This is a genomic window from Azospirillum sp. Marseille-Q6669, assembly GCF_965111635.1.
The window spans coordinates 192,525-217,198 of the sequence record NZ_CBCOOP010000005.1 but is presented as its reverse complement, the minus strand read 5'-3'; the positions used below and the strand labels follow the sequence as shown (position 1 = coordinate 217,198).

Here is a 24,674-nt window from a genome sequence, read left to right as displayed (position 1 = left end):
GGACGGCGCCCGGATATCGCGGCACAGTTGCCGCTGCGGCGGAGTCCGGCAGGACTGGTTCCGCGGCCGGCCCCGCGATGGGCACAGCCAGCATGAATTCGGGCCAATAAGAAAAGGGGAGAGCAGGTGCCATGACCAAGGTTCCGGAAACCACCAGCCTGGAACAGCGCTCCAGCGCCGAGACGCAGCGCGCCGCCAAGGGCTTCACCCGCCGCCTGCTGCTCCAGGGTGCGGCCGCCGTTGCGGGCGTCGCCTCGGTCGGCCCCTTCATCCTGCGCGAGGGCCGCGCCGCGTCGGGCAGCGTCAAGATCTTCTCCTGGGCCGGCTACATCAACCCGGACATGCTGGCCGACTTCGAGAAGAAGACCGGCATCAAGGCCAGCCTGACCGAATACGGCACCAACGACGAGCTGCTGAACCAGCTCAAGGCCACCGGCGGTGCCGGCTTCGACATCATCCACCCCACGGTGGACCGCGTGCCGAACTATGTGGAGTTCGAGCTGGTCCAGCCGCTGGACGAGTCGAAGGTCAAGTGGGACGGCTGCCTGAAGTCGGCGGTCGAAGGCTCCGCCGCCATGGGCGGCGTGGTCGGCGGCAAGCGCTTCTTCGCCCCCGCCGACTGGGGGACCGAGGCCATCGCCTATGATCAGGCCAAGTCGCCGCTGACCTACGGCACCGCCAGCTACGGCGACCTGTGGAAGCCGGAGCACGCCGGCAAGGTGACGGTGCGCGGCCATTCCGGCCTGATCGGCATCGGCCTGTGGCTGGAAGGCCAGGGCAAGCTGCCCCACCCGATCCGCGAGCAGTTCAAGGACGAGGCGAAGGCGCGCGCCAACTTCGACGCGATCCTTCAGGTTGCCGCCGCCAACAAGAAGGCCATCGGCCAGTTCTGGTCGAACGAGAACGAGGCCCAGGGCGCCTTCCGCACCAACGGCTGCGTCATCGGCCAGACCTGGGATTCGTCTGCGGTCGCCCTGCGCAAGGAGGGTCTGCCGATCCGCTTCCTGGCGCCGAAGGAAGGGGCGCTGGCCTGGATGGAGGGCTTCGCGATCCCGGCCAAGGCGGCGAACCTGGAGCAGGCCTACGCCTGGATCAACTGGTTCTACACGCCGGAGGCGGGCGCCCTCTACACCAACCATTCCGGCATCTCCAGCACGGCGGTCGGGGCGGAGGCGCATCTGTCCGACCTGAACAAGCAGTTCTTCGCCGACGCCTATCCGGGCGACGCGCTGCAGAAGCTGTGGTGGTGGCCGATCCAGGAGGCTTGGTACGTCTCCATCCGCAACGAGTACCAGGACCGCTTCCTGGCGGCGTGAGTGCGACCCTCTCCCGCCTCTCCGCCCAATATCCCCTCTCCCCTCCGGGGAGAGGGTTAGGGTGAGGGGGATGTGCTTTTGCCGGACGTACCGCCACGCACAACCCCCTCACCGGCCCTTCGGGCCTCCCTCTCCCCGGAGGGGAGAGGGTTAAGGATGGCGGCGTGTGATCGTCCCACAAGGGATTGATTTTCAATCAGGTGCCTATGAGTCAGGACGTCCAGCTCGAGTCCGTCACCATGCGGTTTGGTTCCGTCACCGCCGTCCGCGACGTGTCGCTGACGGTCGGGGCGGGGGAATTCTTCAGCTTCCTCGGCCCGTCGGGCTGCGGCAAGACCACCATCCTGCGCATGGTCTCCGGCTTCATGGAGCCGACGGAGGGCGCCATCCGCATCGGCGGCCGTGACATGCGCGGCATCGGCCCGAACAAGCGCCCGACCGCGCTGATCTTCCAGAACCTCGCCTTGTTCCCGCTGATGACAGTGGCGGAGAACATCGGCTTCGGGCTGGAGGTGCGTGGCGTGCCCTCGGCGGAACGGCAGGGGCGGGTGCGCAAGCTGCTCGACCTCGTGGCGCTGCCCGACGCCGCGGAAAAGAAGGTGACGGAGCTCTCGGGCGGCCAGCGCCAGCGCATCGCCATCGCCCGCGCTCTGGCCGTGGAACCCGCCGTCCTGCTGCTGGACGAGCCGCTGTCGGCGCTGGACCTGAAGCTGCGCCAGCACATGCGCGCCGAGCTGCGCGACCTGCAGAAGCGGACCGGCGTGACCTTCATCTACATCACCCACGACCAGGGCGAGGCGCTGACCATGTCCGACCGGATCGGCGTGATGTCCAGGGGCGTTCTGGAGCAGGTGGGCGACGGCCGGGCCATCTACGACCATCCGGAAACCGCCTTCGTCGCCTCCTTCGTGGGGGAGAACAACCGCTTTTCCGGGACTGTCGCCGAGTCGGCCGACGGGTTGGCCGCTCTGGACACGCCCCACGGCCGGCTGATCGGGCGCAACCCGCGCCGCCTCGCCCCCGGCGACCGCGCCACCCTGTTCGTCCGGCCGGAGCGTATGGCGGCGGGGGCGGGGGCGGAGAACGCGCTGGAGGCGCGGGTCACCCACCGGGATTTCGAGGGCGCCTTCATCAACGCCTTCCTGGAGGGCGGCATCACCGTCCAGGTCCCGCATCTCGGCGACGAGCCGCCGCTGACCCCCGGCGACCCCGCCCGGATCGCCTTCCGGGCGGAGGACGCCGTGGTGCTGCCCGACACGCCGGCGTAACGCCGGTCAGCGCCCGATTGGCACCGCCGCGCGGAAGGGCACCTTCTCGAAGTCACTGACCAGAGCGTCGAGCCGCACCGCCCAGGACCCGGCCACCGGCAGCGTCACCCCGTCCGCCGCATAGACCCCGGGCGCCACCTTGGGCAGGGGGCGGGTGATGCCCTCGATCCCGGCGGCGGGCAGGGCCAGCTCCGCCGACACCTCCAGCGCGTCGAGCGGCGCGCCGCCCGGTCCCGTCAGGCGCATCTCGACGCGGTTCGCTCCCGGCGTGGCTGGGGTCACCGTCACGATGGCGGTGCGCCCGCGCGCCACGATCGCGGTGCTGAAGCCCGCCGGCTTCTCGGCGAAGACCGGCAGGGCCTGGGTGCGCGGCGGCGGGGTGGTGCCCAGCCCGGCGGTGAACAGCACGACCAGCGCCGCCACCACCATTTCGGTGTGGACGCTGGCGCGCAGCCGGGCCGCGGCCTGTCCGCCCATGACCTCCAGCCGCGGTGTCAGCCGCCAGCGGTTGACGGCGGCCAGCGCCAGCAGGGCCAGCGCGCAGACGATCTTGCCGGTCCACATCTGGCCGTAGGCGGTGGTCAGGATGGTGCGCGGGTCGCCGAGTTGCAACGCGCTCAGCCCCGCCCCGGCCAGCAGCAGGACGGCCACCGCCGGAACCGCGATGGCGGAGAAGCGCCGAACCAGCCGTAGCGACTCGGCCGGCGGTTCTGTCCGCAGCAGCACGGCCAGCGGCCAGAAGCTGCCGATCCAGAAGGCCACCGCCAGACCGTGCAGGGTGACCAGCGGCACGCTGAGCCAGCGCGGCTCCGCGGTCGCGGCGTGGCCGGTGGCGGCCAGCGCCAGCGCCGCCCCAACCGCCCCGGCGACCAGCAGCACGCTGCCCGCCGTCCCACGCTCCTCCAGCGCCAGCCCCAGCGCGGCGGCGATCAGGCTGAGCAGGGCCAGGAGGACGCTCGGCCCCGCCGTGCTGGTCAGGCCGGCGATCCAAGGCGGGGCGCTGGCCAGGGCGGACAGCGGCGCCCCTTCCAGCACCGCGCCGGCCAGACCGGCGTTCAGCACGGCCACCAGGGCGGCGACGCCGACGCCCAGGCACAGGCCGGGGCGCAGGCGGCGGTTCAGCGGACTCCACCGCCCCGCCACCAGCACCAGGAACAGCCCGCCGCCGACCGCCGCGAGCAGGCTTCCGTAATGGAGCGCCCGAACCGCGGCAGCGGCCAGCAGCGTGGCCGGCGGTGTCGCGCCCCCCAGCTCCACAGGTCGTTCCGGTTCCGCACCGATCCCGAACAGGAGCGATCCGGCGACCGGGTGACCGTCCGCCGAGCTGACGCGGTAGCTGAGGATGTGGGTCCCCACCGCCAGCCCGCCGGGCAGCGCGACGCGAAGCGCCCCGTCCCCGGCGGCCGGGGCGGGCAGGGGAAGCGTCACCCCGCCGGGGCCGATCAGCGTCACCGACACCGGCCGAACCGGTTCGTTGAAGCGCAGCACGGCCTCGGCGGGCGGGTTGTCGAGCCGCGCCCCGTCCTCCGGGGCGCTCTCGACCAGCACGGCATGCGCCAGGGCCGGCGCGGACAGGGACAGCAGCATCAGGGCGGCGACCCACCCCACGACCAGCCGGCGCATGCGTTTTTCCTTCCCTTACGGCTTGGCGGTCAGGGTGACGCCGGGGGCCGGCTCCTTGACGTCGTGGTCGGTCTTGCCCGGCTCCGGGATCTCGATCCAGCGGTGCACGCCCGTCTCGCACTCCTGCACCACGGGGAAATAGACCACGGTGCCGGGGGCGGCGTCGGGCAGGCGGGCGCGGAAGACGAACTCGTCGTAATGGGCGTCCGGCAGCGAGCCGCCGGTCCAGGCGATCTCGGTGACGCCCTTGCTCAGCGACTCGCCGTAATAGTCGTAGGCCTTGGCGTATTGGCCCTCCTTGGTCGTCAGGGTCCAGCCGGGCTTGGGCATCGGCTTTACCGCGATGACTCCCTCCGGGATCTGCACGCGCAGGGCCACGGTGGGGGACGCGCCGCAGCCATGGCCGACGCGCAGCACGCCCTTGTAGGTGCTGGCGGCGGGGGCCTGCTTGGTCTCCAGCGTGGTGTGGGCGAGGGCGGCGGAACCAGGAAGAAGACCGGGCAGGCAAGCGAGGACGGCGGCGGCCAGCAGGGCGCCGCGGGTGTTGCGGATCATGGGAACTCTCCGGTGTGGGTCTGTCTGAGGGTGTCGGTTCAGACACCCACCGGAGGCGCCCTGGCGGAGAAGGCGCGCGGGACGCGGCCGGCCCCGGCCTCGTCGTCCGTGGGCAGCGGAACGGCGGCCAGCACGATCCCGGCCGGCGGCAGCGGGGCCGGTGCCAGGACCGGACCCAACAGGGACCCGCCGCCCAGCGACAGGCAGATCGGACAATAGGTGACGTGGCCCAGCGTACCGTCCGGGACGGGGCCATGGTCGGAGTGCTGCACGGCGGAGGCGTCGGGCGCGGCGCCGGAGTGGCAGATCGAGCCGGCCATGGCGAGCTGCGCCGACTCCGCCAGCACCTTGGCCAGCGGCGCCGGGATGTGGGTGGCCATGACCAGGGCGTGGAAGACCAGCACCAGCGCGGCGACCCACGCTGTTGCCTCCTTCATCACGCCGGATGTCCGCCATGCACGCATGACGCCACTATGGGCACAGTCCGGGGACCGGAAAAAGGCAATAAAAATGTGGTTATTCGAAGTCTCTGGTCTTTTGCCGGGGCATAGCCTCGCTTGCGCTCCGGCCCAGGGTCGTGAGAGGCTTTCGATCCTAGAATCTTGGCTCAGTCTCGGCGGGTGGGGGAGTGGTCATGGGCGGCGTGCTGCGCCGGTACGGTCCGGTTCTGACCTCGGCGATCCTGCTGGCGGTGGCCGCGTGGCTTCTGCTGCTGGTCGTGCTGCCGCAATTGCTGATGGTGGATTTTTCCTTCCGTCCGTCGCTGCCGCCCAGCAAGGCCGGCGGGCCGGAGGACGTCTACACGCTGCGCAACTACGCGACGCTGTGGACCAACCAGATCCATCTGGCGATCTTCCTCAAGACGATCTGGGCCAGCAGCCTCGTCACCGCCGTCACGCTGGCCGTCTGCTACCCCGTCGCCTTCTACATGGCGCAGGTGGCGCCGCGGCGGCGCCTGCCGCTGCTCGTGTTGATGCTCGTCGTGCCCTTCTGGATCAACGAGCTGCTGCGCACCTTCGCCTGGTACATCATCCTGGCCTTCAACGGGCCGCTGAACGCGCTTCTGGTCGGGCTCGGCCTCTTTTCGGAGCCGCAGCGGCTGCTCGGCGGCGACGCCGGGGTGATCATCGGGATGGTCTACGTCTACATCCTCTTCATGGTGTTCCCGATCATGAACGCCATGGAGTCGCTGGACCGCAACCAGATCGAGGCGGCGCGCGATCTGGGGGCCGGCTGGCTGCGCATCCACCGCCGCATCGTCATCCCCCACGCCAAGCCGGGCATCGCGGTCGGCTGCATCATGACCTTCATGCTGGCGGCGGGCAGCTACGCCGTGCCGGCCCTGCTGGGCGGACCGCAGAGCCGCTGGTTCACCGAGGTCATCTACAACTGGTTCTTCGAGGGCGGGAACTGGAACCAGGGGGCGGCCTACGCCTTCATCCTGCTGATCCTGTGCGTCGCCTTCATCCTGCTGATGATGCGGCTGTTCCGCGTCGGCCTCACGGATATCGCCAAGTGACGGACATCGCCAAATGACCGCCGCAAGTTTCCGCCGCTGGGTCACCGGCGCCTATCTGGTCGTGTTCTTCGGCTATCTGTTCCTGCCGCTGGGGATCATGGCGGCGGCGACCTTCAACAGCAGCCGCTTCCCGACCGTCACCCCCTGGATGGGCTTCACGCTGCAATGGTTCGGCGCCCTGTGGGCCGACCAGCGCATGTGGCAGGCGTTGGGCACCAGCCTGCTGGTCGGGGCGGGGGTGATCGCGGTGGCGGTGCCGCTGGGGCTGGCGGCGGCGCTGCTGCTCGACCGGCTGCACAGCCGGGCGCGGACCTTCCTCTACGCCGTGATGGTGTCGCCGCTGCTGACGCCGGGGGTGATCGTCGGCATCTCCACGCTGGTCTTCTGGCGGGAGTGGTTCGGGGTGACCGGAGGCCTGTTCCTGACCATCCTGGCGCAGTCCAGCTTCATCGCGGCCTACGCGATGCTGCTGTTCCTGGCGCGGCTGCAACGGTTCGACCAGACGCTGGAGGAGGCGGCGCTGGATCTGGGCGCCACCCACGGGCAGGTGTTCCGGCGGATCACGCTGCCGTATCTGACGCCGGCCATCCTGTCGGCGTCCTTTCTGGCCTTCCTGCAGAGCTTCGAGAACTACAACACGACGCTGTTCGTGCGCGGGCTGGACACCACGCTGACGGTCTACATCGCCTCGAAGGTGCGCACGGGCCTGACGCCCGCGGTCAACGCGCTGTCGCTGATCCTGATCGCGCTGACCATCCTGGGCGCCGTCGTCTACGAAATCCTGCGCCGGCGCGAAGCGCGCCGGCAGCCGGACCCCGCGTGACGGCAGGAATCAATCTTCGCTTTCGTCGGCGTCGGCTTCGATCTGGGCGGCCAGATCGCGCAGCATGTCGATGACGTCCTCGTGGCTGGTCTCGTCCACGGCGGTGTTCACGGCGGCCTCGATCATGGCGACGGCGATGTAGGGGCCCAGGACCCCGCCTTCCTTGATCGCCGCCTCGAGATGCTTCTCGGCGACCGACAGGGCCTTCTCGAAGAGGGCCTCGGCCGTCTGGTTGGTGCTGTCCTTGCTCATCTTGCGGTCCGTTGCGGGTGTTATGGTGCGACTCCTATAACACCGGCCCGCCCGGCTTGGCGCGGCAAATCGGGACGGTGCGGGGAATGACCGTCATGCCCGGGCTTGCCCCGGCCCGCGCCACCGGCCACATTCGGCCCCAACCACCATTCGACAGGCGACCATGACCGATCCGACCCGCCCCGACCTCTACCGTTTCTGGATCGCGGAGCATGTGCGCTTCGCCGACCTCGACGCGCTCGGCCACGTCAACAACAACGCCATCGGCGTGTATTTCGAGCAGCTTCGCGTGTCGCTGGTCCATGAGTGCGGCGGTTTCCGCGGCGAGTCCCCTTGGACCGTGGTGCTGGCGCGCAGCGTCATCGACTACAAGGCGGAGCTGCTGTTCCCGGCGGACATCCGCGTCGGCGCGCGGGTCGCGAAGGTCGGCAACACCTCCGTCGTTCTGGGGGCGGCGATCTTCGACGGCGACCGCTGCATCGCCGTGCAGGAGGCCGTCTGCGTCATCGTCGACAAGGACAGCCACCGCCCGACCCCGGTTCCGGCGGACCTGCGCGACGCCCTGGCCCGCTACGTGTGAGGACGCCGTGCCGCCCTTTCTCCCGCTGACCCGCCGCGATCTGCTGACCGGCTCCGCCCTGCTGGCTGGGACCGGTCTGCTGCCGCGCGCGGCCCGCGCGGCGGTGGGGGAGGGGACGGCGGTCAGCCTGTCGGCCGGTCCGGCCCGCGCCAATCTGGCGGGGGCGGGCTTTCCCGACACGGCGGTCTGGGCCTATGACGGGCGGATTCCGGGGCCGGAGCTGCGCTTCCGCCAGGGCGACACGGCGCGCATCGCCTTCGCCAACGGCCTGCCGGAGCCGACGACCATCCACTGGCACGGCCTGCGCGTTCCCAACGCCATGGACGGGGTGCCCGGCCTGTCGCAGCCGCCGGTGCCGGCGGGCGGGCGGTTCGACTATGAATTCCCGCTGAAGGACGCCGGCACCTTCTGGTACCACCCCCACGTCAACAGCGGGGTTCAGGTGGCCCACGGCCTGACCGGCGCCTTCATCGTGGAGGAGCGCGAGCCGATCCGCGTCGACCGCGACCTGCTCTGGCTGCTCGGCGACTGGCGGCTGACCAGGGAGGCGGAACTGGCCGGCGGCTTCGGCCATCCCATGGACGCCACCCACGCCGGGCGCATCGGCAACACCGTCACCATCAACGGCGCCGTCCGGGACCGCGTGCCGGTCCGCGCCGGGGAGCGTGTCCGCCTGCGCCTGATCAACGCGGCGAACGCCCGCGTCTTCGCGCTCGACTTCCAGGGGCACGCGCCGCGGGTGATCGCGCTCGACGGCCAGCCGGTGACCCCGCACGCCCCGCCGGACGGCAAGGTGGTGCTGGCGCCCGGCCAGCGCGCCGACCTCGTGATCGACATGGAAGGCAGGCCGGGCGAGGAGTTCGACGTGGTCGACGGCTTCTACCCGCGCATGGCCTACCGGCTGACCCGCCTGACTTACGGCGACGAGGCCCCCTTGCGTGATTCGCCGCTGGACGCCCCGATCGCGCTGGCCGCCAACCCGCTGCCCGAACCCGATCTCGCCGGCGCCGTCCGCCAGGACGTGGTGCTGGACGGCGGAATGCACGGCGCCATGCCGAAGAACGCCGGGCCGCGCGGCCCCTTCTGGGCGCTGAACGGCGTGGCGGCGATGGGGCATCATCATCTGGAACCGCTCATCACCGTCAAACGCCGTCAAACGCAGGTGACGGCCTTCGTCAATGAGACCGGCTGGTGGCACCCCATGCACCTGCACGGCTTTCCCTTCCGCGTCCTCTCGCGCAACGGCCGGCCGGCCGAACACCGCGAGTGGCGCGACACCGTCCTGCTCGGCCCCCATGAGACGGCCGAGATCGCCTTCGTGGCCGAAGAGGCCGGCGACTGGATGCTCCACTGCCATGTTCTGGAGCATCAGGAAGCCGGCATGATGGCCGTCCTGAGAGTGACCGCGTGAAACGACCCGCCCCCAAACACCGCCCGTCCCCGCAGCGGCGAGCCCCGCACCGCCCCCGCCTTGCCGAGGTGACCATCGGCGAGGTCGGCGCCCGCGGCGACGGCATCGCCAGCTTCGAAGATGCCAAGCTCTTCGTGCCGCTGACCGTCCCCGGCGACCGCGTGCGGGTGGCCGTGAAGGAGGCCGCCAACGCCAAGGGAGACGGTCTGCGCGCCGACCTGCTGGAGATCCTGGAGCCCGGCCCGGGACGCGCCGTGCCGCCCTGTTCCCATTTCGGAACCTGCGGCGGCTGCACGCTCCAGCACATGGAGGACGCCGCCTACGCCGCCTGGAAGGTCGGGCTGGTGCAGGGCGCTTTGGCCCGTGTCGGGCTGGGTGACGCGCCCCTGGAGCCGCTGTCCCGGACGCCTCCGGCCGCGCGCCGCCGCGCGCGCTTCGCCGCGCTGAAGCGGGGACGCCGCGTCTGGCTCGGCTTCAACGAGCGGATGAGCCACCGGCTGGCCGACCTGACGGAATGTCCGGTGCTGCGGCCCGGCCTGTTCGCGCTGGTGGAGCCGCTGCGCGGGCTGCTGCTGTCGGTTCTGCCGGACGGCAGCGGCTGCGACGTGATCGCCACCGACCTGGAAGGCGGGATCGACCTCGTGCTGGTCGGCCCGCGCAGCCTGGACCGCGCGGCTCGGGAGCGGCTGGTGGCTTTCGGCGAGGCGGAGGGTGTGGCCCGCATCTCCTGGCAGGCCGACGAGCGTGGCACATCGGAGCCCATCGCCCACCGCCGTCCGCTGGCGGTGTCCTTCGCCGGCCTGCCGGTCACCCCGCCGCCCGGCGCCTTCCTCCAGGCGAGCGCCGAGGGGGAGGCCGCCCTGGTTGCCGCCGTCCTCGCCAACATCGGGGAGCCGAAGCGGGTGGCCGACCTGTTCGCCGGTCTGGGCACCTTCGCGGTCCCGCTGGCCCAGCGGGCGGCGGTCCATGCGGTGGAGGGGGACGCCCCGGCGCTGGCCGCGCTGAACAAGGCGGCGGGGGCGCTGCGCCTGACCACGGAGCGGCGCGACCTGTTCGAGAACCCGCTGACGGCGAAGGAACTGGCGCGGTTCGATGCGGTGGTCTTCGACCCGCCGCGCGCCGGTGCCGCAGCCCAGGCGCAGGCCCTGGCCGGGTCGAAGGTGCCGCGGGTGGTGGCAGTGTCCTGCAACCCCGCGACCTTCGCCCGCGACGCCCGGACGCTGGTGGACGGCGGGTATGTGTTGAGCCGCGTTTACCCCGTGGACCAGTTCCTGTGGTCCGCCCACGTCGAGGTCGTCGGGGTGTTCAGCCGCCCGTAGCGGCCGCGAGGGGAACGGGGAGCCACAAAGGGCACGACGATCATCACCATCCTCGTGCCTTCGTGGTGAGTCACCCTCAGTCCAACTGCATCACGATGGCCTTGAGATAGGCCGACTCCGGCAGATGCGGGTGCACCGGATGGTCCGGGCCGGCCCCGGCGCTGCGCAGGATGCGCCCCGTCCGTCCGGCGTCGTGCAGGCCGCGGGCGACCTGCTCGGCAAAGGTCGGCGGGTCGACGTTGTGGCTGCAGGACGCGCAAAGCAGGAAGCCGCCCGGCGCGGTGATCTTGGCGGCCAGACGGGTCATCTTGCGGTAGGCGCGGCAGCCGACGGCGAGATCCTTCTTGGCCTTCACGAAGGCCGGCGGGTCGGCGATGACCACCCCGAACCGCTCGTCCTCGGCGTTCAGCCGCTCCATCTCTTCGAAGGCGTCGGCGCGGCGCGCCTCGAAGCGGTCAGCCACCCCGTTGGCCTCCGCCGCGCGGGCGGCGTTGTCCAACGCGCCCTGCGAGCGGTCGACCGACACCACCGACGACGCGCCTTCGACGGCGCAGAGCACGCCGAAGCCGCCGTTGTAGCTGAAGAAGTCGATGGCCCGCTTGCCCTTCGCCAGCTTGGCGATGAAGGCGCGGTTGTCGCGCTGGTCGTAGAACCAACCGGTCTTCTGCCCGCCCAGCGGGTCGGCGAAGAAGGTGGCGCCGTTTTCCTCCAGCCGGATCGGGCCGTCGATCTCGCCCTTCACCAGCCGGCTTTCCTCGGGCAGTCCCTCCAGCGCGCGCTGGGTGCTGTCGTTGCGCAGGATGACCGCGCGCGGGGCCAGCACCTCGTCGATGGCGGCCAGGATGGCGTCGATGCGCTGGTCCATGAAGACGCTGTTGGCCTGCACCGTCACCACGTCGCCGTAGCGGTCCACGATCAATCCCGGCAGCCCGTCGGCCTCCGCGTGCACGACGCGGTAGTAGGGCCGGCCGAACAGCGCCTCGCGCATCGCCACCGCGCTCCTCAGCCGCCCGGCGAGGAAGGCGTGGTCGACCACCGTCGCCGGGTCGCTGGACAGCATCCGCGCGGCGATCAGGGTGTGCGGGTTGAAGGTGGCGATGCCCAGCGGTTTCCCGCCGGGGTCCAGCAGGCGCACCGGGCTGCCCGGCGGGATGGCCTTGGCCGCCGTGTCCATCTGGACTTCGTTGGAATAGACCCAGGGGTGGCCGTGCAGGACGCGCCGCTGGCGGCCGGCCTGCAGATGGATCGCCCGGTATTTGACGGGGGTGGTGGGGGTGTCGGTCATGATGGCCGCATCCTAGCCGCTCGCGCCCGCCGAGCAAACGGTCACATCGCCGGAGTCGTAGGAAACGGAGGATGGAGTCGCGGGATGGGGCGGGGCGCCGGCCCGTTCCGGCGGGACTTACGGGATGCCGAGTGGGCTTTCCGCCTGCGACCGATGCGCGCGGTTGTCGTTGGCGCCGTCCATCGCCTTGCACAGCCGCAAGGTTTCCGTGCGGTGCCCGTCCTGGTGAAAGCATGTCAGCAGGGACCCGCGCGACCCGGTCTCCCCGGCCAGCAATTCCGGCAGGGAGGTGTGAATCGCCGTGCATCCGTGGCTGCGCGCCAGACGATCCATGGAGTGCAGCAAAGTCTCCGCCGGACCCGTCATGTCGAACAGGTCGAGCACGACGAAATTCTCCACGGCCAGAATTCGGCCGTGGCGAAGATGCTCCGCAATAGCGTATGAGAAAAGTCCATGGAGGTACCCCCGTGCGTTCTGCACGGTCATGATGCCCGTCGGCGTCGCGGGGGTATCAACCGGCCCGATAAGTGCTGCGGCAAATGCGCGCCATTGCTCCACCGGCAGGTCCGGGAAGATGGCCCGCACCAGCGGATAGGCCTGGTCGATCTGACGCTGACCGAGAGGTTTCGCGATGAAGCTTTCGTCCATGCCCGTCCGACCGCGTGAAGGACGGTGAACGATGGCAGGCACCGGTAAGACCGGTCGTTGACGTAGATCAATGTTGCAAGGTCCACCCCTACACATATTGGGATTATTGGAGGCAGGCGCAACCGGCGTCCGCATAAGAAGTGCATCGTATGTGAACCTGCCCCCCTCCTTAACAGTACGTACCCAGCGGTGGTGCAACCTCAGAGGGAGCGGCCCGAGCCGCCCGGGGCAAACGGGAGAGATTGAATGACATCAGCGACTCTGACGCCAGGGGCCGCCCTGGGCAGCCAGCGGGTGTCGGAAAATGTGCGTTACTACGAAGACGCCGTCCGACTCTTCGTCATCGCTGCAGTGTTCTGGGGCGTCGTCGGCTTCCTGGCCGGCGTCTTCATCGCGCTGCAGCTCGCTTTTCCGGCGCTGAATCTCGGCCTTGAGTGGACGAGCTTCGGGCGCCTGCGGCCGGTCCACACGTCGGCCGTGATCTTCGCGTTCGGCGGCAACGTCCTGTTCGCCACCTCGCTCTACTCCGTGCAGCGCACCAGCCGCCAGTTCCTGTTCGGCGGTGAAGGCCTCACGAAGTTCGTCTTCTGGAACTACAACATCTTCATCGTCCTGGCGGCGCTCAGCTACGTGCTCGGCTACACCCAGGGCAAGGAGTATGCGGAGCCGGAGTGGATCCTCGACCTCTACCTGACGGTCATCTGGGTCCTCTACGCCATCCAGTTCGTCGGCACGGTGATGACCCGCAAGGAGTCGCACATCTACGTCGCCAACTGGTTCTTCATGGCGTTCATCCTGACCGTCGCGATCCTCCACATCGGCAACAACGTCAACGTCCCGGTGTCGCTGACCGGGATGAAGTCCTACCCGTTCGTCTCGGGCGTGCAGAGCGCCATGGTGCAGTGGTGGTACGGCCACAACGCGGTCGGCTTCTTCCTGACCGCCGGCTTCCTCGGCATCATGTACTACTTCGTTCCGAAGCGCGCGGAGCGGCCGGTCTATTCGTACCGCCTGTCGATCGTGCACTTCTGGACGCTGATCTTCCTCTACATCTGGGCCGGCCCGCACCACCTGCACTACACGGCCCTGCCGGACTGGGCGCAGACGCTGGGCATGACCTTCTCGGTCATGCTGTGGATGCCGTCCTGGGGCGGCATGATCAACGGCATCATGACCCTGTCGGGTGCCTGGGACAAGCTGCGCACCGACCCGGTCCTGCGCTTCCTCGTGACGTCGGTGGCCTTCTACGGCATGTCGACCTTCGAGGGTCCGCTGATGTCGGTGAAGCCGGTCAACGCCCTGTCGCACTACACCGACTGGACGATCGGCCACGTGCACTCCGGTGCGCTCGGCTGGGTGGCCTTCATCTCCTTCGGCGCGATCTACTATCTGGTCCCGGTCCTGTGGAAGCGCTCGCAGCTCTACAGCCTGCGTCTGGTCAGCTACCACTTCTGGACCGCCACCATCGGCATCGTGCTCTACATCACCGCCATGTGGGTGTCGGGCATCATGCAGGGCCTGATGTGGCGCGCCTACGACAACCTCGGCTTCCTCCAGTACTCGTTCGTCGAGACGGTCGCGGCCATGCATCCCTTCTACGTGATCCGTGCTCTGGGCGGCGTCCTGTTCCTGGCTGGTGCCCTGATCATGGTCTACAACCTGTGGCGCACGGCCAAGGGTGACGTCCGCATCGAGAAGCCCTATGCCTCCGCCCCGCACAAGGCGGCGGTCGGTGCGGCCTGACGCCGGAGGAACTGAGAAAATGGCTGAGCAAAAAAAGGGCTTTAGTCACGACACGATCGAGCGGAACACGCTTCTGCTCATCGTTCTGATCCTGATCACCGTGTCGATCGGCGGCCTCGTCCAGATCGTCCCGCTGTTCACGATCGAGTCGACGATCGAGAAGGTGGATGGGGTCCGTCCCTACTCGCCGCTCGAACTGGCTGGCCAGAACATCTACTTCCGCGAAGGCTGCTACAACTGCCATAGCCAGCAGATCCGTCCGTTCCGCGACGAGGTGGAGCGCTACGGTCACTACTCGCTGGCCGCGGAAAGCATGTACGACCATCCCTTCCAGTGGGGCTCCAAGCGCACCGGTCCGGACCTGGCCCGCGTGGGTGGCAAGTACTCCAACGACTGGCAGGTGGCCCATCTGGTCGATCCGCGCGCCGTAGTGCCGGAGTCGATCATGCCGGGCTACGCCTGGATGAAGGACCGTCCGCTGAAGTACACCGACATCCAGGATCACATGAAGACCCTGCGCATCGTCGGCGTCCCCTACACGGACGAGCAGATCGCCAGCGCCAAGGCCGACCTCGAAGCGCAGAAGAACCCGGACGCCGACACGGCCGGTCTGATGAAGCGCTACCCGAAGGCCGTCGTGGCGAACTTCACGGGCAACAAGGGCGTCACCGAAATGGACGCGCTGGTGGCCTACCTGCAGGTCCTGGGCACCATGGTGGATTTCACCAAGTACCAGTCGCCCAAGCAGCTCCAGCAGTAACCGGGAGGGATCCATGGACTTGGATTCGATCACTGTCGCCCTGCGGTCCTTCTGGACCGTCTGGCTGGCCCTGCTCTTCACCGGCATCGTGGTCTACGCCATGTGGCCAGGCAACCGGGGCAAGTTCGAAGACGCCTCCCGGATCCCGCTCAAGGAAGATGGTCAGGAGTTTTAGGCCATGGCACAGAAAGAAAAGGACGCCCTTTCCGGCGTCGAGACCACCGGCCACGAGTGGGACGGCCTGCGGGAGCTGAACAACCCCCTGCCCAAATGGTGGCTGTACATCTTCTACGTCTGCATTGCGTGGTCCCTCGTCTACTACGTGCTCTACCCGGCCTGGCCGCTGGGCAAGAGCTACACGAAGGGCCTGCTCGGCTACTCGCAGCGCGAGGAGCTGGTGCAGAAGATCGCCGAGGGCAAGAAGGCTCAGGAAAAGTACCTGACGGCCATCGCGGCGACCTCGGTCGAGGACATCCAGAAGAACAAGGACCTCCTTGCCTTCGCGATGGCCGGCGGCCGCTCCTACTTCAACGAGAACTGCGCCGCCTGCCACGGCGCCGGCGGTCAGGGCGCCAAGGGCTTCCCGACGCTCGCCGACGACGTGTGGCTGTGGGGCGGCACCACCGCCGACATCTACAAGACCATCCAGCACGGCATCCGTGCGGATGACGGCGACACCCGCGGGACGGTCGGCATCGGCATGACCGCCTTCGGCCGGGACGGCATCCTGAACCGCGAGCAGATCGGTCAGGTCGCCGAGTACGTCCTGTCGCTGAACAAGCGGTCGACCGACGCCGCCGCCGCGGAAAAGGGCAAGACCGTCTATGACGAGAACTGCGCCGCCTGCCACGGCGACAGCGCGCAGGGCTCGGTTGCGGTCGGCATGGACGTCGGCGCTCCGCCGCTCGTCACGGCCAACTGGCTGTATGGCGGCGACAAGGCCACGCTGGTGGAGACCATCACGAACGGCCGCGCCGGCGTGATGCCCGCCTGGTCGAAGCGTCTGGACGACGCGACGGTCAAGTCGCTGGCCGTCTACGTCCACAACCTGGGCGGCGGCAAGTAAGCCATCCAGACAGGAAGGACCGGCCGGGGAGGGGGACGCTCTCCCTGGCGGGTCCGCCGGACTTCGGTGCCGGGGAGGCGACTCCCCGGCATTTTCTTTTTGGACCTTCTCCTTCCTAGGCCGCCCTTTTTGTGGTCTGCGGAGAGGGCGGAATCCCTCCGATCCGCTCCCGAATCCTTTGATCCAGCGCAATGCCCCTGTGACGTTCTGCCGCCATAGTCCCCTCGCCACGGCCGAACCATGTCGGCATGGCCAAGCCGCCCGCGCGGCGGTCGCCAGAAGAAGAGGGTCCAGACGAAGAGGGCCCAGACGAAGAGGGCGAGGTCATGAGCACGACCACCGAACAGCAGCCGCCCCAAAGCGATCGATTGGGAAGCGACCGATTGGACAGTGACCGGTTGGAACGCCCGGCCGTCGGGGATGCGCCCGCCGCCGCCCCGCCGAAGGCGCAGCGTCGCGCGTCGCGCTCCATGTACCAGAAGCACGCCAAGGTCTATCCCAAGGCGGTGCACGGCACCTTCCGCCGCGTCAAATGGGCGGCGCTGGCGGTTCTCCTGGCGATCTACTATGTGCTGCCCTGGGTTCGCTGGGACCGCGGGCCGAACGCCCCCGACCAGGCGGTGCTGCTCGACCTCGCCAACCGCCGCTTCTACCTGTTCTTCGTGGAGTTGTGGCCGCAGCAGATCTATTACCTGACCGGCGCGCTGATCGTGGCGGCTTTGGGCCTCTTCCTGGCGACCTCGCTGGCGGGCCGCGTCTGGTGCGGCTACGCCTGCCCGCAGACGGTGTGGACCGACCTCTATGTCTGGGTGGAGCGGCTGGTCGAAGGCGACCGTGGCGAGCGCATCCGCCTCGACCAGGGCGCCTGGACCGCCCGGAAGGCCGGGCGCAAGGTTCTGAAGAACCTGATCTGGCTGCTGATCGCTCTGGCGACCGGCGGCGCCTGGATCTTCTACTTCACCGACGCGCCAACCTTGCTGGGCGAGATGCTGCGCTTCGAGGTGTCCTCCACCGCCCTCGGCTTCATCGGGCTCTTCACCGCCACCACCTACCTGCTGGCCGGTTTCGCGCGGGAGCAGGTCTGCACCTACATGTGCCCGTGGCCGCGCTTCCAGTCGGCGATGATCGACGAGGACAGCCTGATCGTCACCTACCAGGACTGGCGCGGCGAAGGCCGCAGCCTGCTGCGCAAGTCGCAGAGCTGGGAGGAGCGCAGGGCCGAGGGGCTGGGCGACTGCATCGATTGCTTCAACTGCGTCCAGGTCTGCCCCGCCGGCATCGACATCCGCGACGGGCTGCAGATGCAGTGCATCGGCTGCGGCCTGTGCATCGACGCCTGCGACGAGATCATGATCAAGGTCGGGCGGCCGGCCGGCCTCATCAAATTCGACACCCAGACCAGCCAGGTGGCCATCGCCACCGGCGGGCAGCCGGTGCGCTTCCGCCTGCTGCGCCCGCGCACGATCCTCTACACGCTGATGATGCTGGTCATCGCCGGCGGCATCGGCGTCGGGCTTCTGCTGAAGCCGGGGCTGGACATCAGCGTCCTGCGCGACCGCGCCCCGCTGTTCGTGGCGCTGTCCGACGGGTCGGTGCGCAACGCCTACACCTTCAAGATCTCCAACATGACCCGCGACCCGCGCTCCTACACGCTGGCGGTCTCCGGCGTGGCGGAGGCCAGCCTGTCGGTGGCCGGCGACGGCCAGGACGAGCAGGCCGGCACCCAGCGCCTGACCGCCGATCCGGACATGGTGGCGACCTACAGAATTTTCGTGACCGCGCCGCGCACCGGTTTGCAAGGCGCCTCCCAGCCCCTTACCTTCAGGCTCACCTCGGCCGATGGTGAGGTGGCGACCTATGACTCCGTCTTCATGGGGCCGGCCAACTGATCCCGACCGGCTCTTCGCGCTGCATTCACCAAAGGTCAAGACGACGATGACGCTGTCCACCGACGCCGGAACCCGCCGCACCCCGCCCCGCCGGACCGGCCGCCAGCCCGGCTGGTACATCCCCTGGATCTTCGTGGCCGGTTTCGCCGTCGTGATCGCGGTCAACGGCGTGATGCTGCATTTCGCCCTGTCGAGCTGGACCGGCGTCCAGACCGAGCAGCATTTCATGAAGGGCCTGAAGTACAACGAGGATCTGGCCGGCGCCCGCGCCCAGGCCGAGCGCGGCTGGAAGGTCTCCACCGACTTCACCAGCACCGAGGCGCAGAAGGGCATCCTGGCGCTGACGCTGCACGACAAGTACGGCAACCTGCTGAAGGACGCCGAGGTGAAGGTCGCCTTCATCCGCCCGACCAGCGAGGGCCACGACGTGCGTCTCGACCTGCCCTATCTGGGCGAGGGCCGCTTCGCCGCCCCGGTGGCGCTGCCGCTGCCCGGCCAGTGGGACCTGCGCGTGGAGATCCACCACGCCACGGGCGACTACCAGGATGAGCAGCGCCTCTTCATCAAGTAAGCACCCAGCACCCAACGCTACGGCACACCAGCACACGGGTTTCGTGACATGACCGTCTGCCTCCACTGCGGGCAGGAGCATCCCGAGGGCACCGGCACCATCGCCTCCGACGGCGCCGGCCCCTTCTGCTGCACCGGCTGCGCGGCGGCCTACGACCTCGTCCGCGGGCTCGGGCTGGAACGCTATTACGAGCGGCGCTGCGTCGATCCCGCCGCCCGGCCGCTGCGCCCGGACGGCGAGGCGCCGCCCCTCGACTATGCCCCCCACGCCAAGCACGCCGAGGATGGCACCGCCTCCCTGCATCTGATGATCGACGGGCTGCAATGCGCGGCCTGCGTCTGGCTGATCGAGACGGCGCTGGCCCGCCAGCCGGGGGTGACCCACGCGCGGCTGAACATGACCACGCGCCGCCTCTCGGTGATCTGGCGCGAGGCCGAGACCGACGCCAACACGGTCGTCGATACCGTCGCCCGCATCGGCTACCGCGCCGTGCCCTTCGATCCGGAACGGCTGGGCGACGCTCAAGCGAAGACGGAGAAGGAGCTTCTGCGCTCGCTGGCCGTCGCCGGCTTCGGCGCCAGCAACGTGATGCTGCTGTCGGTGTCGGTCTGGGCCGGGCACGCGACGGGCATGGGCTCCGCCACCCGCGACCTGATGCACTGGCTGTCGGCGCTGGTCTGCATGCCGGCCATCGCCTACGCCCTGCGGCCCTTCGCGCGCTCGGCCTTCCAGGCGCTGCGGCGCGGGCGGACGAACATGGACGTGCCGATCACCATCGGCGTCCTGCTCGCCACCAGCATGAGCCTGTTCGAGACGATCAACAGCGGCCAGCACGCCTATTTCGACGGCGCGATGATGCTGCTGTTCTTCCTGTTGATCGGCCGCTACCTCGACCAGCGGGCGCGGGGCCGGGCGCGTTCGGCGGCGGAGCAGCTTCTCGGCCTGCACGCCACCTCGGTGACCGTGCTGAACGAGGACGGGCGCAGCGCCATCGTCCCGCCGGATCAGGTCAGCCCCGGCTCCACCATCCTGGTGGCGGTGGGCGAGCGGGTCGCGGTCGACGGCACGGTGGCCGACGGTGTGTCCGACCTCGACACCGCTCTGATCACCGGCGAGACGGTGCCGGGCAGCGTGCGCCCCGGCGACCGCGTGTTCGCCGGCATGCTGAATCTCACCGCCCCGCTGCGCGTGACCGTCACCGCGGTGGGGGAGGGCACGCTGCTGGCCGAGATCGTCCGGCTGATGGAGGTGGCGGAGCAGGGCCGCGCCAAATACGTCGCCATCGCCGACCGGGTGTCGCGCCATTACGCCCCGGTCGTCCATGTGGCGGCGCTGGGCACCTTCCTGGGCTGGCTGATTCTCGGCGGGCTGCCCTGGCAGGATTCGCTGATGAACGCCGTCGCCGTGCTGATCATCACCTGCCCCTGCGCGCTGGCCCTGGCCGTGCCGGTGGTCCAGGTGATCGCCAGCGGGCGGCTGATGCGGCAGGGCATCCTGCTGAAGACCGCCACGGCGCTGGAGCGGCTGGCCGTCATCGACACGGTGGTCTTCGACAAGACCGGCACGCTGACCGAGGGTCGGCCCGTCCCGCAGTTCGACGGCGTGGCCGAGGACGACCTGCGCCTCGCCGCGGCGCTCGCCGGGACCAGCCGCCACCCGCTGGCCCGCGCCCTGACCCGCGCGCTGCCCAGTGTTCCCGTCGCCGCCGGCGTGCGCGAGGTCCCCGGCGCCGGCCTCGCCCTGGACAGCCCGGAGGGGGAAATCCGGCTGGGCAGCCGCGCCTTCACCGGCGCGCCGGACACGGCGGAGGACGCCGCGGGACCGGAGCTGTGGCTGGCCCGCCCCGGCGCCGCGCCGGTGCGCATCACCTTCCTCGACGCGCCGCGCGCCGACGCCGCGGCGGTGGTGCGCGGGCTGAAGGCGCGGGGCCTGGACGTCCGGCTGCTGTCCGGCGACCGCCGTGGTGCCGTGGCCGCGGTGGCCGCGCAGCTGGGCATCGAGGACTGGCGGGCCGGCCAGACGCCCGCCGACAAGACCGCCGTTCTGGACGCGCTCGCCGCCGAGGGCCGCAAGGTGCTGATGGTCGGCGACGGGCTGAACGACGCCCCGGCGCTGGCCGCGGCCAGCGTGTCGATGTCGCCGTCCACCGCGGTGGACGTCAGCCAGACCGCCGCCGACGTGGTGTTCCAGGGCCGCCGCCTGCGCCCCATCCTGGAGGCGTTCGAGGTGTCCCGCCGCTCCGGGCGGCTGGTGCGCCAGAATTTCGGCATCGCGCTGGTCTACAACCTGTTCGCGGTGCCCATCGCCATGGCGGGCATGCTGACGCCGCTGCTGGCGGCGCTGGCCATGTCCTCCTCCTCCCTGATCGTTATCGCCAACGCCCTGCGGCTCAGCCGCGGAGCGGTGACCAAGGACCTGACCGATGACCGAGCTTCTCTATCTGATCGCGATCGCGCTGAGCCTGGGGCTGATGGGCCTGGGGGCGTTCCTGTGGGCTCTCAAGTCCGGGCAGTTTGACGATCTGGACGGGGCGGCCCACCGCATCCTGTTCGACGACGAGCCGCCGCGCCCGAACGCCGAGCCGTCGAACCCGCCGAAAGGGCGCTGATTGGCCGCTCCGGCGGGCCGCTCATAAGGCATTCGTATGGCAATTCGGCCACGGCCCCCGTGAGCACCGTTGCGAAACAGACCGAATATGACGATTATGGGGGCGTTGTACGGCTAAGGGTTGGGTCATGCCATGCCACCCTTTGACATGGGGCGCGCCCGCGAAAAGGGCGCGGCGAGTGAGATGAATCCCTGTGGGGCCTGTCCCGTGCGCAGTCTGACCGTCTGCGCCGCTCTGGACCCCGAGGAACTGCGCCGTCTCGCCGACATCCTCCAGACGTCCCGCGTCGAAGCCGGACAGACCCTGTTCAGCGAGGGCGACGCGGCGGACGCGCTCTACAACGTCACCGCCGGCACCGTGAAATTGTACAAGCTGCTGCCGGACGGGCGCCGCCAGATCACCGGCTTCCTCGTCACCGGCGACTTCCTGGGTCTGGCCGTCAATGAGAGCTACGCCTACACCGCGGAGACGGTCACGGCGGCGACGCTCTGCCGCTTTCCGCGCAAGAAGATCGACGCGCTGATGGACGAGTTCCCGAAGATGCAGCGCCGTCTCTTCTCCATGGCCTCGAACGAGTTGGCGGCGGCGCAAGACCAGATGCTGCTGCTTGGCCGCAAGACGGCGAAGGAGAAGATCTGCTCCTTCCTGCTGATGCTGTCCCAGCGCGCCGCCCGGCGCGGGCACAAGGAAAACCCCGTCTACGTGCCGATGAGCCGGGCCGACATCGCCGATTATCTGGGCCTGACCACCGAGACGGTCAGCCGCACCTTCACCCAGCTGAAGACCGCCGGGGCCATCTCGCTGCAGGAAGGCAACAAGGTTCTGATCAGCGACATGGACGCCATCTACGACATGGCCGAGGGCTGCTGAGTCTCTTTCCGGGCACGAAACGATTGCTTCGGTCATCATTCGTGATCTGATATGTCGTATTCCAGGAAAAATTCGCATCTTTCGTGCGATCCCGCTCTGGCGGGACGCGCCCGCGCGGGCTAACATCCGCCGCCCGACCGGCCGGAACCGAAAACAACAACGACGGCCGGCCCAAAGAAGAACGGCTGCAACAGCCCACGCTCAGGAACCGAACCCCGATGACCGAACCCGATACCAAGCGCGTCACCGACGAAGAAGCCCTTCTGCTGCACTCCTCCGGACGTCCGGGCAAGCTGGAGATCGCGCCCACCAAGCCGCTGACGACCCAGCGCGACCTGTCGCTGGCCTATTCGCCGGGCGTGGCCGTTCCCTGCCTGCGCATCGCCGAGGACCCCAGCACGGCCTACGACTACACGGCCAAGGGCAACATCGTCGCCGTCATCTCCAACGGCACGGCGGTGCTGGGCCTGGGCGACCTCGGCGCGCTCGCCTCCAAGCCGGTGATGGAAGGCAAGGCGGTGCTCTTCAAGCGCTTCGCCGACGTGGACGGCATCGATCTGGAGGTCGAGACGAAGAACGTCGACGAGTTCGTCAACTGCGTCCGCTTCCTCGGGCCGAGCTTCGGCGGCATCAACCTGGAGGACATCAAGGCGCCGGACTGCTTCATCATCGAGGAGCGCCTGCGCGAACTGCTGGACATCCCCGTCTTCCACGACGACCAGCACGGCACCGCCATCATCGCCGCCGCCGGCCTGATCAACGCCTGCGACATCACCGGGCGGAACCTCAAGGACGTGACGATGGTGGTCAACGGCGCCGGGGCGGCGGGCATCGCCTGCGCCGAGCTGTTCACCACCATGGGCGTGCCGCGCGAGAACATCATCCTGTGCGACACCAAGGGCGTCGTCTACCGGGGCCGCACCGACGGCATGAACCAGTGGAAGTCGTCCTTCGCGGTGGAGACGGACAAGCGCACGCTCCAGGAGGCGGTGGCCGGTTCGGACGTCTTCGTCGGCCTGTCGGCCAAGGGCGCGATGACGCCGGAGATGGTCAAGTCGATGGCGGCCAAGCCGATCATCTTCGCGCTGGCCAACCCCGATCCGGAAATCACCCCGGAGGAGGTGAAGGCCGTCCGCTCCGATGCCATTGTGGCGACGGGCCGCTCCGACTATCCGAACCAGGTTAACAACGTCCTGGGCTTCCCCTACCTGTTCCGCGGCGCGCTCGACGTGCGGGCGACCACCATCAACGAGGCGATGAAGGTCGCCGCCGCCAAGGCGCTGGCCGCCCTGGCGCGCGAGGACGTGCCGGACGAGGTGGACGCCGCCTATTCGGGCCGCCGCCTGCGCTACGGGCCGGAATACATCATCCCGGTGCCCTTCGACCCGCGGCTGATCGTGACGGTGCCCGCCGCGGTGGCCCAGGCCGCCATGGAAACCGGCGTGGCGCGCAAGCCCATCGTCGATCTGGCGGGCTACCGGAATTCGCTGCGCACCCGGCTCGACCCCACGGCGGACAGCCTCCAGCTCATCCTGGAGAAGGTGAAGGCCAACCCGCGCCGCGTCGTCTTCGCCGAGGGCGAGGAGGAGCGGACGATCCGCGCCGCGCTCGCCTACCGCGCCGCCGGCTTCGGCACGCCGGTGCTGATCGGGCGCGAGGCGGTCATCAAGGAGCAACTGGCGGCGATGGGCCAGTCCGGCGTCTCGCTGGAGATCCACAACGCCCGAGTCTCCGACGCCAACCGCCGCTACAGCGACTATCTGTACCGCCGGATGCAGCGCAAGGGCGCCCTGCTGCGCGACTGCCAGCGCATGGTGAACCAGGACCGCAACGTCTTCGCCGCACTGATGGTGGCGCAGGGCGACGCCCACGCCATGGTCACCGGCCTGACCCGCACCTTCGGCGTGGCCTTCGAGGAGATCCGCCGGGTCATCGACGCCAAGGCGAACGAGCCGGTCTTCGGCCTGCACGTCTTCCTGACGCGCAACCGCACGGTGCTGATCGCCGACACCACGGTGCATGTCCGCCCCAACGGCCAGACGCTGGCCGACATCGCCATCGGCGCCGCGGCCAAGGCGCGCCAGATGGGGCACGAGCCGCGGGTGGCGCTGCTGTCCTTCTCCAACTTCGGCCAGCACCCGCACCCCCACACCGACCCGCTGCGCGAGGCCATCTCCATCCTCGACAGCCGCCGCGTCGATTTCGAGTATGACGGGGAGATGTCGGCGGACGTGGCGCTGGACTACCAGCTGATGAAGCGGGTCTACCCCTTCTGCCGGCTGTCCGGCCCGGCCAACGTGCTGATCATGCCCGGCCTGCATTCGGCCAACATCACGGCGAAGCTGCTCAACAAGATGGCCGGCGGCCAGATGATCGGCCCGCTGCTGATCGGCTTGGACAAGCCGGCGCAGATCGTCACCATGGGCGCCTCGGTCAACGATCTGGTCACCGCGGCGGCGCTGGCGGCCCACGACTCGCTGCCCTGGTAAGCGGGAGGGCGTTTTTTGGACGACGCGCGGGCCGGGCGATGACCCCGGCCCGCGCGTTAATCTTTTGTGACGCCCGCTC

23 protein-coding genes are annotated in these 24,674 nt (G+C 69.2%); 17 read left to right on the top strand and 6 right to left on the bottom strand.

What is annotated here, in order from left to right; genetic code table 11:
* The first annotated feature begins 131 nt into the window (after positions 1-131).
* The gene (locus ACWPXE_RS26310; RefSeq protein ID WP_454020203.1) at positions 132-1,316 is read left to right on the top strand and encodes an extracellular solute-binding protein; all 1,185 of its coding nucleotides are present in this window, start codon (positions 132-134) and stop codon (positions 1,314-1,316) included.
* Positions 1,317-1,522: 206 nt separating this feature from the next.
* Positions 1,523-2,584, top strand: coding sequence for an ABC transporter ATP-binding protein (locus ACWPXE_RS26305; RefSeq protein ID WP_454020202.1), 1,062 nt, complete (start codon positions 1,523-1,525; stop codon positions 2,582-2,584).
* A 6-nt stretch (positions 2,585-2,590) separates the two neighbouring features.
* Here ACWPXE_RS26305 and ACWPXE_RS26300 read toward each other — a convergent pair whose 3' ends face one another.
* Genes ACWPXE_RS26300 through ACWPXE_RS26290 form a run of 3 tightly spaced genes read right to left on the bottom strand, consistent with a single transcriptional unit; the run spans position 2,591 to position 5,199 of the window.
* Positions 2,591-4,207 (bottom strand): copper resistance CopC/CopD family protein, encoded by a 1,617-nt coding sequence (locus ACWPXE_RS26300; protein WP_454020201.1) that lies wholly within the window; start codon positions 4,205-4,207, stop codon positions 2,591-2,593.
* 15 nt (positions 4,208-4,222) lie between these two features.
* The gene (locus ACWPXE_RS26295; RefSeq protein WP_137139663.1) at positions 4,223-4,762 is read right to left on the bottom strand and encodes a YcnI family copper-binding membrane protein; all 540 of its coding nucleotides are present in this window, start codon (positions 4,760-4,762) and stop codon (positions 4,223-4,225) included.
* A 38-nt stretch (positions 4,763-4,800) separates the two neighbouring features.
* Complete coding sequence (locus ACWPXE_RS26290; protein ID WP_454020200.1) at positions 4,801-5,199, bottom strand: DUF2946 family protein; 399 nt, start codon at positions 5,197-5,199, stop codon at positions 4,801-4,803.
* 197 nt (positions 5,200-5,396) lie between these two features.
* On the opposite strand from ACWPXE_RS26290, the gene ACWPXE_RS26285 reads away from it, so the two are divergent.
* Together ACWPXE_RS26285 and ACWPXE_RS26280 are read left to right on the top strand one after the other, a co-directional pair.
* Complete coding sequence (locus ACWPXE_RS26285) at positions 5,397-6,281, top strand: ABC transporter permease (RefSeq protein WP_454020199.1); 885 nt, start codon at positions 5,397-5,399, stop codon at positions 6,279-6,281.
* A gap of 13 nt (positions 6,282-6,294) precedes the next feature.
* Positions 6,295-7,104, top strand: a complete 810-nt coding sequence (locus tag ACWPXE_RS26280) for an ABC transporter permease (protein ID WP_454020198.1) — start codon at positions 6,295-6,297, stop codon at positions 7,102-7,104.
* A 9-nt stretch (positions 7,105-7,113) separates the two neighbouring features.
* Here ACWPXE_RS26280 and ACWPXE_RS26275 read toward each other — a convergent pair whose 3' ends face one another.
* Complete coding sequence (locus ACWPXE_RS26275; RefSeq protein ID WP_149164597.1) at positions 7,114-7,356, bottom strand: hypothetical protein; 243 nt, start codon at positions 7,354-7,356, stop codon at positions 7,114-7,116.
* Positions 7,357-7,519: 163 nt separating this feature from the next.
* Between ACWPXE_RS26275 and ACWPXE_RS26270 the strand changes: the two genes are divergently transcribed.
* The 3 genes from ACWPXE_RS26270 to ACWPXE_RS26260 are packed head-to-tail and all read left to right on the top strand — an operon-like array spanning position 7,520 to position 10,666.
* Positions 7,520-7,936 (top strand): acyl-CoA thioesterase, encoded by a 417-nt coding sequence (locus ACWPXE_RS26270; RefSeq protein WP_454020197.1) that lies wholly within the window; start codon positions 7,520-7,522, stop codon positions 7,934-7,936.
* Positions 7,937-7,943: 7 nt separating this feature from the next.
* Positions 7,944-9,347: a multicopper oxidase family protein gene (locus tag ACWPXE_RS26265; RefSeq protein WP_454020196.1), complete on the top strand. Its 1,404-nt coding sequence runs from the start codon at positions 7,944-7,946 to the stop codon at positions 9,345-9,347.
* A complete protein-coding gene (locus tag ACWPXE_RS26260) occupies positions 9,344-10,666 on the top strand; it encodes a class I SAM-dependent RNA methyltransferase (RefSeq protein ID WP_454020195.1) in 1,323 nt (440 codons plus the stop codon). The genes ACWPXE_RS26265 and ACWPXE_RS26260 overlap by 4 nt, the downstream gene beginning before the upstream one ends.
* A gap of 76 nt (positions 10,667-10,742) precedes the next feature.
* On the opposite strand, the gene ACWPXE_RS26255 is transcribed toward ACWPXE_RS26260, so the two are convergent.
* The gene (locus ACWPXE_RS26255; protein ID WP_454020194.1) at positions 10,743-11,951 is read right to left on the bottom strand and encodes a class I SAM-dependent rRNA methyltransferase; all 1,209 of its coding nucleotides are present in this window, start codon (positions 11,949-11,951) and stop codon (positions 10,743-10,745) included.
* A gap of 117 nt (positions 11,952-12,068) precedes the next feature.
* Entirely contained in the window at positions 12,069-12,599 is a 531-nt protein-coding gene (locus ACWPXE_RS26250) for a hypothetical protein (RefSeq protein ID WP_014238796.1), read from the bottom strand.
* A gap of 246 nt (positions 12,600-12,845) precedes the next feature.
* Between ACWPXE_RS26250 and ccoN the strand changes: the two genes are divergently transcribed.
* From ccoN to ACWPXE_RS26200, 10 genes are all read left to right on the top strand, one after another.
* Entirely contained in the window at positions 12,846-14,342 is a 1,497-nt protein-coding gene (gene ccoN / locus ACWPXE_RS26245; RefSeq protein WP_014238794.1) for a cytochrome-c oxidase, cbb3-type subunit I, read from the top strand.
* Positions 14,343-14,361: 19 nt separating this feature from the next.
* Positions 14,362-15,102: a cytochrome-c oxidase, cbb3-type subunit II gene (gene ccoO, locus ACWPXE_RS26240; RefSeq protein ID WP_114861498.1), complete on the top strand. Its 741-nt coding sequence runs from the start codon at positions 14,362-14,364 to the stop codon at positions 15,100-15,102.
* Between the two features lie 13 nt (positions 15,103-15,115).
* A complete protein-coding gene (locus ACWPXE_RS26235) occupies positions 15,116-15,277 on the top strand; it encodes a cbb3-type cytochrome c oxidase subunit 3 (RefSeq protein ID WP_014238792.1) in 162 nt (53 codons plus the stop codon).
* A gap of 3 nt (positions 15,278-15,280) precedes the next feature.
* Positions 15,281-16,168, top strand: a complete 888-nt coding sequence (ccoP, locus tag ACWPXE_RS26230; protein ID WP_454020193.1) for a cytochrome-c oxidase, cbb3-type subunit III — start codon at positions 15,281-15,283, stop codon at positions 16,166-16,168.
* Between the two features lie 326 nt (positions 16,169-16,494).
* Positions 16,495-18,057, top strand: a complete 1,563-nt coding sequence (gene ccoG / locus ACWPXE_RS26225) for a cytochrome c oxidase accessory protein CcoG (protein WP_454020192.1) — start codon at positions 16,495-16,497, stop codon at positions 18,055-18,057.
* A 46-nt stretch (positions 18,058-18,103) separates the two neighbouring features.
* A complete protein-coding gene (locus ACWPXE_RS26220) occupies positions 18,104-18,628 on the top strand; it encodes a FixH family protein (RefSeq protein WP_454020191.1) in 525 nt (174 codons plus the stop codon).
* A 48-nt stretch (positions 18,629-18,676) separates the two neighbouring features.
* A complete protein-coding gene (locus ACWPXE_RS26215; protein ID WP_454020190.1) occupies positions 18,677-21,145 on the top strand; it encodes a heavy metal translocating P-type ATPase in 2,469 nt (822 codons plus the stop codon).
* Positions 21,099-21,236 carry a cbb3-type cytochrome oxidase assembly protein CcoS gene (ccoS, locus tag ACWPXE_RS26210; RefSeq protein ID WP_454020535.1) on the top strand — a complete coding sequence of 46 codons (138 nt, stop codon included), beginning with the start codon at positions 21,099-21,101 and terminating at the stop codon, positions 21,234-21,236. The genes ACWPXE_RS26215 and ccoS overlap by 47 nt, the downstream gene beginning before the upstream one ends.
* A 207-nt stretch (positions 21,237-21,443) precedes the next feature.
* Positions 21,444-22,106 carry a Crp/Fnr family transcriptional regulator gene (locus ACWPXE_RS26205; RefSeq protein WP_237904659.1) on the top strand — a complete coding sequence of 221 codons (663 nt, stop codon included), beginning with the start codon at positions 21,444-21,446 and terminating at the stop codon, positions 22,104-22,106.
* A gap of 218 nt (positions 22,107-22,324) precedes the next feature.
* Positions 22,325-24,595, top strand: a complete 2,271-nt coding sequence (locus tag ACWPXE_RS26200) for an NADP-dependent malic enzyme (protein ID WP_454020189.1) — start codon at positions 22,325-22,327, stop codon at positions 24,593-24,595.
* Positions 24,596-24,674: the final 79 nt, after the last annotated feature.

Excerpts from the sequence above, each read along its gene's own strand:
- ACWPXE_RS26220 (WP_454020191.1), top strand. The coding sequence starts at position 18,104 with ATGACGCTGTCCACCGACGCCGGAACCCGCCGCACCCCGCCCCGCCGG.
- ccoO (WP_114861498.1), top strand. The coding sequence starts at position 14,362 with ATGGCTGAGCAAAAAAAGGGCTTTAGTCACGACACGATCGAGCGGAAC.
- ACWPXE_RS26305 (WP_454020202.1), top strand. The coding sequence starts at position 1,523 with ATGAGTCAGGACGTCCAGCTCGAGTCCGTCACCATGCGGTTTGGTTCC.
- ACWPXE_RS26215 (WP_454020190.1), top strand. The coding sequence starts at position 18,677 with ATGACCGTCTGCCTCCACTGCGGGCAGGAGCATCCCGAGGGCACCGGC.
- ACWPXE_RS26255 (WP_454020194.1), bottom strand. The coding sequence starts at position 11,951 with ATGACCGACACCCCCACCACCCCCGTCAAATACCGGGCGATCCATCTG.
- ACWPXE_RS26275 (WP_149164597.1), bottom strand. The coding sequence starts at position 7,356 with ATGAGCAAGGACAGCACCAACCAGACGGCCGAGGCCCTCTTCGAGAAG.
- ACWPXE_RS26250 (WP_014238796.1), bottom strand. The coding sequence starts at position 12,599 with ATGGACGAAAGCTTCATCGCGAAACCTCTCGGTCAGCGTCAGATCGAC.
- ACWPXE_RS26270 (WP_454020197.1), top strand. The coding sequence starts at position 7,520 with ATGACCGATCCGACCCGCCCCGACCTCTACCGTTTCTGGATCGCGGAG.
- ACWPXE_RS26300 (WP_454020201.1), bottom strand. The coding sequence starts at position 4,207 with ATGCGCCGGCTGGTCGTGGGGTGGGTCGCCGCCCTGATGCTGCTGTCC.
- ACWPXE_RS26280 (WP_454020198.1), top strand. The coding sequence starts at position 6,295 with ATGACCGCCGCAAGTTTCCGCCGCTGGGTCACCGGCGCCTATCTGGTC.
- ACWPXE_RS26310 (WP_454020203.1), top strand. The coding sequence starts at position 132 with ATGACCAAGGTTCCGGAAACCACCAGCCTGGAACAGCGCTCCAGCGCC.
- ACWPXE_RS26235 (WP_014238792.1), top strand. The coding sequence starts at position 15,116 with ATGGACTTGGATTCGATCACTGTCGCCCTGCGGTCCTTCTGGACCGTC.
- ACWPXE_RS26290 (WP_454020200.1), bottom strand. The coding sequence starts at position 5,199 with ATGAAGGAGGCAACAGCGTGGGTCGCCGCGCTGGTGCTGGTCTTCCAC.
- ACWPXE_RS26285 (WP_454020199.1), top strand. The coding sequence starts at position 5,397 with ATGGGCGGCGTGCTGCGCCGGTACGGTCCGGTTCTGACCTCGGCGATC.
- ACWPXE_RS26295 (WP_137139663.1), bottom strand. The coding sequence starts at position 4,762 with ATGATCCGCAACACCCGCGGCGCCCTGCTGGCCGCCGCCGTCCTCGCT.
- ccoP (WP_454020193.1), top strand. The coding sequence starts at position 15,281 with ATGGCACAGAAAGAAAAGGACGCCCTTTCCGGCGTCGAGACCACCGGC.
- ccoN (WP_014238794.1), top strand. The coding sequence starts at position 12,846 with ATGACATCAGCGACTCTGACGCCAGGGGCCGCCCTGGGCAGCCAGCGG.
- ccoS (WP_454020535.1), top strand. The coding sequence starts at position 21,099 with ATGGGCCTGGGGGCGTTCCTGTGGGCTCTCAAGTCCGGGCAGTTTGAC.
- ACWPXE_RS26200 (WP_454020189.1), top strand. The coding sequence starts at position 22,325 with ATGACCGAACCCGATACCAAGCGCGTCACCGACGAAGAAGCCCTTCTG.
- ccoG (WP_454020192.1), top strand. The coding sequence starts at position 16,495 with ATGAGCACGACCACCGAACAGCAGCCGCCCCAAAGCGATCGATTGGGA.